Source organism: Streptomyces prasinopilosus, from assembly GCF_001419695.1.
Classification (GTDB): domain Bacteria; phylum Actinomycetota; class Actinomycetes; order Streptomycetales; family Streptomycetaceae; genus Streptomyces; species Streptomyces prasinopilosus.
Window position 1 is genome coordinate 1 of record NZ_LIRG01000479.1, and the last position, 10,173, is coordinate 10,173.

Consider the following 10,173-nt stretch of genomic DNA (forward strand, 5'->3'; position numbering starts at 1 on the left):
GGTGGGGGGTGAGCAGAGCGGCGGGAGCGGCCAGGTCATGTCTCCGACGACGGCCACCGCCTCCGTCCCCCCTGGGCCGGTCGAGGCGTAGGCGCAGGCGTCGGCCGTCGCCGCGCCCGGCGTGCCGACGAGCGCCCAGGTCAGCGTCACCGTCGCCAACACGCGGGCGGCGAAGGCGGATCGGGTCGGTACGAATCCATGCACGACGAAGATCATGAGCCGCGTTCCACCGGAACACGCGCGAGTGCCGGGGGAATGCCCCGATGGAGGTAAATCCGGCAACTCCCGTTTGATCCGGTGCTGATCACCCGTCGGTGGAGCGCGAGCAGATGTGCGGTGCGGGCGGGACGGACGGGTGAACGGGACGGGAAGGGGAGGAATCACGGCTTCCGGAAGAAATATCGGCCCGCTTTGAACACGGCAGGTGCCGTCGTGCGTACTCCACGTCGAGCGGCGGCGCAGCAGGGCGCTGCAACACCCTTGTCATGATCTGGAGCTGAGATGAAGACCTCCTGGCGGACCGCCTCACTGGTGGTGAGCGCCGCGGCGGTGCTGACGCTGACGACGGCGTGCGGTCAGGACACCCCGCCCCCGGCCGACAGCCAGAACGTGGGTGCCTCGGCCGTGCCCGGAGACCTCGGAGGCATCGACACCGGAGCCGGCGAGGGAGCCTCCACGAGCCCGGACGGCGGCACGGGTGAGCTGGCCGTCGCCACCAACGCCAAACTCGGCGAACTGGTGACGGACGAACTCGGCCTCACGCTCTACCGCTTCGACCAGGACACCGCCGAACCCCCCAAGTCCAACTGCGACGGCGGCTGTGCCGAGACCTGGCCGCCGGTGCTCGCCGACGACGTCGCGGCCGGCAAGGGCATCGACGAGTCCCTGCTCGGCGAGGTCGTCCGGGCCGACGGCACCAAACAGCTCACCGTCGGCGGCTGGCCCGCCTACCGCTACGTCAAGGACGTCAACGCGGGTGACGTCAAGGGCCAGGCCGTGGGCGGCAAGTGGTTCGCGCTCACCCCCGAGGGCAAGAAGGCGCAGGAGGTCGGCGAGCAGCCCGGCCTGTCCACCCGCAAGGACCCCGAACTCGGCGAGATCGTCGTCGACAAGGACGGCAGGACGGTCTACCGCTTCATGAAGGACCAGGCCTGGCCGAAGCCGGTCTCCGCCTGCACCGGCGCCTGCCTGGAGAAGTGGCCGGTGGTGGCGCCGGTCGACATCGACGACACCAAGGGCATCCGGAAGAAGAACTACATGACCTTCACCCGCCCCGACAACAAGGCCGCACAGCAGACGATCAACTGCTGGCCGATCTACACCTTCGCGGGCGACAAGGCCGCCGGCGACACCAACGGCCAGGGCGTCGGCGGGACGTGGTACGCGGTGCGGCCCGACGGAGAGCCGGTCGGCGCGCCGGAGAAGTAGCGCGACCTCCCCAGGGTGCCGTCTCCCTCCGGCGCCGCCGGCCCCGGCCCGCCTCCCCGCGTCCCGCGGGGAGGCGGGCCGTTTCGCCGTGATCCCCCGGGACGCGTGGAATTCCGGCACTCCTCACCTTTCCCGCGCGTCCCGCCCCGTTTTCCCGCGCGCCGCGTCCTTTCGCGCGCCCGGTTCCTCCGCTTACCGGACGTCCCCGTGTGCCGGAACTCTCCGAAATGCCGCGCATGCCTTTCGTATGGTGCGCACGGTTGCCCATTCGGCACGTGCCGTAGGCAGTGACCGGGAACGGACGGTCAATTTCCGTTTGGGGTCGCTCCCTTGGCGGGCGATCAGTAGCCTCTGCTCGGACACCGGATCCGCCTACGCTGTGGAGAGACAGATGGAGCGTCCCGCCTGGGCCCCGCGGAGCATCGACATCACGGTGCCCAGCGTTTCCCGGATGTACGACTACTACCTGGGCGGTTCGCACAACTTCGAGGTCGACCGGGAAGCGGCCCGCCGGGCCATGGAGTTCATGCCGGGACTGCCCAAGATCATGCAGGCGAACAGGGCGTTCCTGCGCAGGGCGGTGCGGTTCGCGGCCGGTGAGGGCGTCACCCAGTTCCTGGACATCGGCTCCGGCATTCCGACGTTCGGCAACGTCCACGAGGTGGCACGGGCGGCCGTCACCGGCGCGCGGGTGGTCTACGTCGACCACGACCCGGTGGCCGTCGCGCACAGTCAGGCCGTCCTCGAGGGCGACGAGAACGCGGCCGTCGTCGCCGCCGACCTCCGAAAGCCCCGGGAAATTCTGGAAAGCCACGAGGTGGGGCGGCTGATCGACCTGAAGCGGCCGGTGGCGCTGCTGCTCGTCGCCGTCCTCCACTTCCTGGAGGACGGGGACGATCCGTACGCGGCGGTGGCCGAGCTGCGCGACACGCTCGCGCCCGGCAGTATGCTGATGCTCACCCATGCCTCGTACGAGGGAATCCCGTTGCCGCCGGAGCGGGCCGGTGGCGCGGTGGACGTGTACAAGAACATCCGCAACCCGTTGATCATGCGCTCGCGCGACGAGATCGCGCGGTTCTTCGAGGGGTACGACATGGTGGAACCCGGACTGGTGCCGATGCCGAAGTGGCGGCCGGACACCGCACCGGAGGACGAGGATCCCTACGCCTTCTCCGCTTACGCGGGCGTGGGGCGTACCGCGTGAGCGCGGAGCCGGACGGGCCGGAGGACAGACTTCGCCGGTTCGCGACGATCTGGGGCCGGGCGGTCTTCCCGGTGACCTCGACCTCGTCGACCCGGCCGGAGTTCGAGAAGCAACTGGTCCCGCTGGCCAGGCGGTTGAGCGAGGCACTGCGGGCGAGGGCGTTCGACCCGGACACCGGCAGGGCGGTCGGCGCCGCCCTGGTGGAGGCGCACTGCACCGATCCGGAGGCGCTCAGCCGGACCCTGGACTGCGTGGACGCCTACCTCGTCCTGTACTGCGGCGGCGACGGAGACGGCGAGGACCTGAGGGCCCGCAGCGCCCGGCTGCAGCACGCCATGGCCGCCGGATACGCGCAGGCGCTGCGCGAACGGACGCTGGCCGAACAGGAGGCCATCGCCCAGGCGGCGCTCCGGGCCCAGGGCGTGGTGGCCCAGGCCCTGCACGCCACCGAGGCGAGGTTCCGCGCGGTCTTCGAGGGCGCCGCCATAGGCATCGGCATCGCCGACCTCAAGGGCAACGTCCTCCAGGTCAACGCCGCACTGCTGCGCATGTTCGGCCTGTCCGAGCAGAGCCTGCGCGGCCGCAGCGTCCTGGACTGGACGCACCCCGACGACGCCCCGCAGACCTGGGTCCTCTACGACGAGCTGGTGCGCGGCGACCGCGAGCACTACCACCTCGAGAAGGCGTTCTACCGGCCCGACGGCACGGTCCTGTGGACCAACCTCACGGTGTCCCTGCTGCGCGACGCCGACGGCGAACCGCAGTACCAGCTCGCCCTCATGGAGGACACCACCGAGCGGCGGCTGCTCAACCTCCGGTTGCGCTACGAGGCCACCCACGACGCCCTGACCGGTCTGCCCAACCGCACGTTCTTCTTCGAGCGGCTGGAGAAGGCGCTGAGCGCCGGCGAGGGACAGCGCTTCGGCCTGTGCTACCTCGACCTGGACGGTTTCAAGACCGTCAACGACAGTCTCGGGCACGCGGCCGGCGACCGGCTGCTCGTCGAGGTGGCCGACCGGCTCCAGTCCTGCGCCACGGCACCCGGGGAGATGGTCGCCCGGCTGGGCGGCGACGAGTTCGTGGCGCTGACCACGGGCCCGGACACCCAGCACACGGTCGACGAACTCGCCACCCGCATCATGAACGCGCTGCTCGCCCCCGTCGGCGTCGACGGCCGGGACCTGACGGTGCGCGGCAGCATCGGCGTGGTCGAGGGTCCGGCCGGGGAGCGCAGCCCGGCGGAGGTGCTGCGCAGCGCCGACATCACCATGTACCGGGCCAAGTCGGCCGGCGGCAACCGTTTCGAACTCGCCGACCCGGAGGCCGACGCCCGCGCCATCACCCGCCACGGCCTCACCACGGCGCTGCCCGCGGCGCTGGAGCGGGGCGAGTTCTTCATCGAGTACCAGCCGCTGGTCCACCTCGGCGACGGCAGCGTCCGGGGCGCCGAGGCGCTGGTGCGCTGGCTGCACCCGCAGCACGGGGTGCTGTCGCCGGACCGGTTCATCCCGCTCGCCGAGCACACCGGGCTGATCGTCCCGCTGGGCCGCTGGGTGCTCGAACAGTCCGTGCGCCAGGCCCACGCCTGGCGGGAGCGGCGCGGCGGGGCGGACGTGGCGGGCCCGCTGCGCATCAACGTGAACCTCTCGCCCTGCCAGCTCGCCCACCCCGGCTTGGTCCAGGACACCGTGGACATCCTGGAGCGCACCGGCGTCGAACCGGACGCGCTGTGCCTGGAGGTGACCGAGTCGGCGCTCATCGGCGCGGACGACGACCTGCTGAAGCCGCTGCGCCGGCTCTCGGAGATGGGCGTGGACATCGCCCTGGACGACTTCGGCACCGGCTACTCCAACCTCGCCAACCTGCGCCGCCTCCCGGTGAGCGTCCTCAAGCTGGACCGCTCCTTCACCCAGAGCATGCAGCAGTTCCCCGCGGACCCGGTCGACCTCAAGATCGTCGAGGGGATCGTCTCCCTGGCCCACAGCCTCGACCTCGCCGTGACGGTGGAGGGCGTGGAGACGGGGGCCCAGGCCGAGCAGCTCCGCATACTCGGCTGCGACACCGCCCAGGGCTGGTACTACGCCCGCCCCGGCCCACCGGACCGGCTGCACGAACTGGCGCTGGTGGACGCGGCGGGCTGACCCCGCCGCCCGCGCGGTGTGACGTGCCGGCGGGCACCGTGAGGCCGTACGGACCGCGCGCCGTCCCGCTCCCCGCCGGCCGGCACCGGGATTCCGCGGGGGCCGGACGTCCCCGGCCCGTCACCGGGCGAGGCGCGTCCCCGCCGTGGGCCCACCGCCCGGCGCACGGGCGCGCGGGCACCGCGGTCGATGAGGGGGCCGGGCAGGCGCCCGCCCGGCCCCGGCTCCGACGGTCCCGGCGGAGGGTGCCGGACGGACCCGGGCCGGTGCCGCCCGCCGGCACCCCGGTCACCGCTCCAGGAGCATCCGCTGGAGCTCCCGGGCCGCCCGGGGCGGAGCCACGTCGCTGCGGTGGGCCAGGGCGATGGTGCGGTCGAGGCCGGGGCGGGCCAAAGGGGTGACCCGCAGGCCCTGGCCGGAGCGCGCGGCGACCATCCGGGGCACGACGGCGACGCCCAGGCCCGCCCGGACGAAGCCCAGGACGGCGTCCATCTCCCCGCCCTCCACCGCGAAGTGCGGCTCGAAGCCCTCCGCGCGGCACGCGGCCACCGTCAGCTCCCGCAGGTCGTAGCCGTGCCGGAACATCACCAGGCGCTCGCCCTCGAGATCGGCGACGCGCACGGTGCGCCGGTCCCGCCCGGGCCCGGGGGCGTCCGGGGAGGAGACCACCACCAGGTCCTCGCGCAGCAGCTCCACCGTGGTGAGCGCGGGGGAGGGGGTCGGCAGGGGCAGCACGACCAGGGCCAGGTCCAGGGCGCCGCGGGCCAGCTCGCGCACCAGGTCGTGGGAACCGCCCTCCTCGATCAGCAGCCGGACGCCCGGATAGCGGTCGTGGAAGGCGCGCAGCACGTCCGGCAGCAGCCCGGTGCACAGGCTCGGCGTCGCCCCCAGCCTGATCCGGCCGCTGCGCAGCTGCGCCAGCTCCTGCACCTCGTGCCGGGCCGTGTCCGCGTCGGCCAGGATGCGCCGGGCCAGCGGCAGCAGCGCCTCGCCCGCGTCGGTCAGCGTGATGTTGCCGCGCGCCCGCAGGAACAGATCCGCCCCCAGCTCCCGCTCCAGCGCCTTGATCTGCTGGGAGAGGGACGGCTGTGCGACGTGGACCAGTTCCGCGGCCCGGGTGAAGTGCCGGGTCTCGGCGACCGCCACGAAGTACTGGAGCTGCTGGAACTGCATGGGCCCAGCATAACGCTCCCATAGGGACAACCTATGGAAACGAGGTGTTCCATGTCTTGGACCGATGGGGACCTTTGGCCCTAGCGTTCTGTGACATGGCTCTGGCAACGCGGACGGACCGACGGCCGTCCAAGGCACGCAGCGTGTGGGACTCGACCGTCGGCAAGAAGGCAGTGATGGCCGTCAGCGGCCTGATCATGCTGCTCTACCTGGTCGCCCACATGCTCGGCAACCTGAAGATCTACTTCGGCGCGCCCGAGTTCAACGAGTACGCGCACTGGCTGCGCACCATGGGCGAGCCCCTCCTGCACTACGAGTGGGCCCTGTGGGTGGTCCGCGTCGTGCTCGTCGCCGCGGTCGTCGCGCACGCCGTCTCCGCGTACCAGCTCAGCCGCCGCGACATCCGGGCCCGCCCCGCCAAGTACGTCCACAGGAAGGCGCGGACCAGTTACGCCACGCGCACCATGCGCTGGGGCGGGATCATCCTCGCCCTGTTCATCGTCTGGCACATCCTCGACCTGACCACCGGCCACGTGCACTCCGGCGGCTTCGAGGAGGGCAAGCCCTACCAGAACGTCGTGGACACCTTCTCCACCTGGTACGGCAACGTCATCTACATCGTCGCGGTGCTCGCCGTCGGCCTGCACATCCGGCACGGCTTCTGGAGCGCCGCCCAGTCCCTCGGCGTCGGCAGCCGCAGCCGCGACCGCGCCCTGAAGGCCCTGGCGAACGTCCTCGCGCTGCTGCTCACGGTCGGCTTCCTCGCCGTTCCCGTGGGCGTCATGACCGGAGTGGTGAGCTGATATGAGCACTTTTGCCCAGTACGTGACCGGTGAGCCGGTCGTCGACGCCAAGGCCCCGTCCGGGCCGATCGAGGAGCGCTGGGACAAGCGCCGCTTCGAGGCCAAGCTCGTCAACCCCGCCAACCGGCGCAAGCAGACCGTCATCGTCGTCGGCACCGGCCTCGCCGGCGGCTCCGCCGGCGCCACGCTGGCCGAGCAGGGCTACCGCGTCATCCAGTTCTGCTACACGGACTCCCCGCGCCGGGCCCACTCCATCGCCGCACAGGGCGGCATCAACGCGGCGAAGAACTACCGCAACGACGGCGACTCCGTCCACCGCCTCTTCTACGACACCGTCAAGGGCGGCGACTTCCGGGCCCGCGAGTCCAACGTGCACCGCCTCGCGCAGATCTCCGTGGAGATCATCGACCAGTGCGTCGCCCAGGGCGTGCCCTTCGCCCGCGAGTACGGCGGCCTGCTCGACACCCGCTCCTTCGGCGGCGTCCAGGTCTCCCGCACCTTCTACGCCCGGGGCCAGACGGGCCAGCAGCTCCTCCTCGGCGCCTACCAGGCGCTGTCGAGGCAGATCGCCGCCGGGACCGTGGAGATGCACCCGCGCACCGAGATGCTCGACCTCGTCGTCATCGACGGCCGGGCGCGCGGCATCGTCGCCCGGGACCTGATCACCGGGAGGATCGACACCTACTTCGCCGACGCCGTCGTCCTCGCGACCGGCGGCTACGGCAACGTCTTCTACCTCTCGACGAACGCCATGAACTCCAACGCGACCGCCGTCTGGCGGGCGCACCGGCGCGGCGCGTACTTCGCCAACCCCTGCTTCACCCAGATCCACCCCACCTGCATCCCGCGCACCGGCGACCACCAGTCCAAGCTGACGCTGATGAGCGAGTCGCTGCGCAACGACGGCCGCATCTGGGTGCCGAGGGCCAAGGGCGACGACCGGCCGCCGAACAAGATCCCCGAGGACGAGCGCGACTACTACCTGGAGCGCATCTACCCGTCCTTCGGCAACCTGGTGCCCCGCGACATCGCCTCCCGCGCCGCCAAGAACGTCTGCGACGAGGGCCGGGGCGTCGGCCCCGGCGGCCAGGGCGTCTACCTGGACTTCGCCGACGCCATCGAGCGCATGGGGCGCAAGGCGGTCGAGGCCAAGTACGGCAACCTCTTCGACATGTACCAGCGGATCACCGACGAGGACCCCTACCGGGTGCCGATGCGGATCTACCCCGCCGTGCACTACACGATGGGCGGCCTGTGGGTCGACTACGACCTGCAGACCACCGTCCCCGGCCTGTTCGCCATCGGTGAGGCCAACTTCTCCGACCACGGCGCCAACCGCCTCGGCGCCTCCGCGCTGATGCAGGGCCTGGCGGACGGCTACTTCGTCCTCCCCGCCACCATCAACGACTACCTCGCCCGCAACCCGCACAAGGACGAGGTCGACGCCGGACACCCGGCGGTGCAGGAGGTGCTGGCCGAGACCGAGGACCGGCTCAACCTGCTGCTGTCCGTGGACGGCGACCGCACCCCCGACTCCTTCCACCGCGAACTCGGCGAACTCATGTGGGAGTTCTGCGGCATGGCCCGTACCGAGTCAGGCCTGCGCAAGGCGCTGGAGCGCATTCCGCAGATCCGTGAGGAGTTCTGGCGGCGGATCAAGGTGCCCGGCACCGGCGAGGAGTTCAACCAGTCGCTGGAACGGGCCAACCGCATCGTCGACTACCTGGAACTCGCCGAGCTGATGTGCCTCGACGCCCTGCACCGCGCCGAATCCTGCGGCGGCCACTTCCGCGAGGAGTCCCAGAGCCCCGACGGCGAGGCCGCCCGCCGGGACGAGGAGTTCAGCTACGCCGCCGCCTGGGAGTTCACCGGCACGGGCGACGCCCCCGTCCTGCACAAGGAAGACCTCGTCTTCGAGTACGTCCACCCCACCCAGCGGAGCTACGCATGAAGCTGACCCTGCGCGTCTGGCGGCAGAAGAACGCCGACGCCGACGGCGCCATGTCCACGTACGAGGTGGACGGCATCTCGCCCGACATGTCCTTCCTGGAGATGCTCGACACCCTCAACGAGGAACTCACCCTCGCGGGCGAGGACCCGGTCGCCTTCGACCACGACTGCCGCGAGGGCATCTGCGGCGCCTGCTCGCTGGTCATCAACGGCGACGCCCACGGTCCCGAGCGCACCACCACCTGCCAGCTGCACATGCGGTCCTTCGAGGACGGCGACACCATCGACGTCGAACCGTGGCGGGCGGCGGCCTTCCCGGTGGTGAAGGACCTCGTGGTGGACCGGTCGGCGTTCGACCGGATCATCCAGGCCGGCGGTTACGTCAGCGTCCCCACCGGCTCCGCGCCCGAGGCGCACGCCGCACCCGTGCCGAAGCCGGACGCGGACTTCGCCTTCGAGCACGCCGAGTGCATCGGCTGCGGCGCCTGCGTGGCGGCCTGCCCGAACGGCGCCGCGATGCTCTTCACCTCGGCGAAGATCAACCACCTCAACGTGCTGCCGCAGGGCGCGCCCGAACGCGAGACCAGGGTGCTCGACATGGTGGCGCAGATGGACGACGAGGGCTTCGGCGGCTGCACCCTCGCCGGGGAATGCGCCACCGCCTGCCCGAAGGGCATCCCGCTGTCCTCCATCACCGGGATGAACAAGGAGTGGCTGCGCGCCACGGCCAAGGGAACCGGCCGGTAACCGCCGGGCGGGCAGCGGAAACGTTCGCCAGGGGGCGGACGGGCGGGACCGGGAGTGGTGCTCATCCCCGGTCCCGTCTGCTGTCCGGGCCTCGCCCGGCGCCGCACGGGCGACGCCGGGCATTCAGCATCCCCACATCCGCGCTCCCGGCTCAGGTCACGCACACGCCAACCGGCATCGGCAGAAACAGGGGGAGGCCCCGCCTTCCCCGCTCCGGCACGTGACCAGGAGAGAGCCATGACCGCCGTCCTGACCGCAGACCACCCCGCCGAGCCCGCGGCACCCACCCGCTACACCGTCACCCTCGCCCGCGACGAGGACGACGTGCGCGCCGCCCAGCGGCTGCGGCACGACGTCTTCGCCGGCGAGACGGGTGCCCTGCTGGCCACCCCGCAGCCGGGCCTGGACATCGACCCCTTCGACGCCCACTGCGACCACCTGCTCGTACGCGAGGAAACGAGCGGCCAGGTCGTCGGCACCTACCGGCTGCTCCCGCCCGAGCGCGCCGCGGCCGCCGGCCGCCTGTACGCGGAGAACGAGTTCGACCTCGCCGCCCTCGACCCGATCCGGCCCGGCCTCGTCGAGGTAGGCCGCTCCTGCGTGCACCCCGGCCACCGCGACGGCGCGGTCATCGGCCTCATCTGGGCCGGCATCGCCCGCTACATGACCGACCGGGGCCACGCGTGGCTGGCCGGCTGCTGCTCCGTCCCGCTCGCCGACGGGGGCG

Annotated in this window: 8 protein-coding genes and 1 pseudogene; 7 read left to right on the plus strand and 2 right to left on the minus strand. The window is 71.7% G+C overall.

From position 1 onward, the window contains the following. A pseudogene (locus AOK18_RS19955) lies at positions 1 to 216 on the minus strand (hypothetical protein); the annotation flags it as partial. Between the two features lie 285 nt (positions 217 to 501). Between AOK18_RS19955 and AOK18_RS19960 the strand changes: the two are divergent. The 3 genes from AOK18_RS19960 to AOK18_RS19970 all read left to right on the plus strand — a co-directional run bounded on the left by AOK18_RS19960 (position 502) and on the right by AOK18_RS19970 (position 4,773). Continuing rightward, positions 502 to 1,428, plus strand: a complete 927-nt coding sequence (locus AOK18_RS19960; RefSeq protein ID WP_055695252.1) for an SCO0930 family lipoprotein — start codon at positions 502 to 504, stop codon at positions 1,426 to 1,428. 391 nt (positions 1,429 to 1,819) lie between these two features. Further along, positions 1,820 to 2,632 carry an SAM-dependent methyltransferase gene (locus AOK18_RS19965; protein WP_055695253.1) on the plus strand — a complete coding sequence of 271 codons (813 nt, stop codon included), beginning with the start codon at positions 1,820 to 1,822 and terminating at the stop codon, positions 2,630 to 2,632. Further along, entirely contained in the window at positions 2,629 to 4,773 is a 2,145-nt protein-coding gene (locus AOK18_RS19970; RefSeq protein ID WP_055571464.1) for a putative bifunctional diguanylate cyclase/phosphodiesterase, read from the plus strand. Before AOK18_RS19965 ends, AOK18_RS19970 begins: the two co-directional genes overlap by 4 nt. 288 nt (positions 4,774 to 5,061) lie before the next feature. On the opposite strand, the gene AOK18_RS19975 is transcribed toward AOK18_RS19970, so the two are convergent. After that, positions 5,062 to 5,946, minus strand: a complete 885-nt coding sequence (locus tag AOK18_RS19975) for a LysR family transcriptional regulator (protein ID WP_055695254.1) — start codon at positions 5,944 to 5,946, stop codon at positions 5,062 to 5,064. Between the two features lie 95 nt (positions 5,947 to 6,041). Here AOK18_RS19975 and AOK18_RS19980 point away from each other — a divergent pair, with 95 nt between their 5' ends. The 4 genes from AOK18_RS19980 to AOK18_RS19995 form a co-directional block, all read left to right on the plus strand. Further along, positions 6,042 to 6,749: a succinate dehydrogenase gene (locus AOK18_RS19980; protein WP_055571466.1), complete on the plus strand. Its 708-nt coding sequence runs from the start codon at positions 6,042 to 6,044 to the stop codon at positions 6,747 to 6,749. Position 6,750: 1 nt separating this feature from the next. Continuing rightward, the gene (locus tag AOK18_RS19985) at positions 6,751 to 8,700 is read left to right on the plus strand and encodes a fumarate reductase/succinate dehydrogenase flavoprotein subunit (protein ID WP_055571467.1); all 1,950 of its coding nucleotides are present in this window, start codon (positions 6,751 to 6,753) and stop codon (positions 8,698 to 8,700) included. Continuing rightward, positions 8,697 to 9,446: a succinate dehydrogenase/fumarate reductase iron-sulfur subunit gene (locus AOK18_RS19990; protein ID WP_055571468.1), complete on the plus strand. Its 750-nt coding sequence runs from the start codon at positions 8,697 to 8,699 to the stop codon at positions 9,444 to 9,446. Before AOK18_RS19985 ends, AOK18_RS19990 begins: the two co-directional genes overlap by 4 nt. 237 nt (positions 9,447 to 9,683) lie before the next feature. Continuing rightward, a partial coding sequence (locus AOK18_RS19995; RefSeq protein WP_157865135.1) for a GNAT family N-acetyltransferase occupies positions 9,684 to 10,173 on the plus strand: 490 nt, incomplete at its 3' end.

Bases quoted from the DNA above. Each gene is read 5' to 3' on its own strand.
- AOK18_RS19965 (WP_055695253.1), top strand. From the start codon at position 1,820: ATGGAGCGTCCCGCCTGGGCCCCGCGGAGCATCGACATCACGGTGCCC.
- AOK18_RS19985 (WP_055571467.1), top strand. From the start codon at position 6,751: ATGAGCACTTTTGCCCAGTACGTGACCGGTGAGCCGGTCGTCGACGCC.
- AOK18_RS19980 (WP_055571466.1), top strand. From the start codon at position 6,042: ATGGCTCTGGCAACGCGGACGGACCGACGGCCGTCCAAGGCACGCAGC.
- AOK18_RS19990 (WP_055571468.1), top strand. From the start codon at position 8,697: ATGAAGCTGACCCTGCGCGTCTGGCGGCAGAAGAACGCCGACGCCGAC.
- AOK18_RS19960 (WP_055695252.1), top strand. From the start codon at position 502: ATGAAGACCTCCTGGCGGACCGCCTCACTGGTGGTGAGCGCCGCGGCG.
- AOK18_RS19975 (WP_055695254.1), bottom strand. From the start codon at position 5,946: ATGCAGTTCCAGCAGCTCCAGTACTTCGTGGCGGTCGCCGAGACCCGG.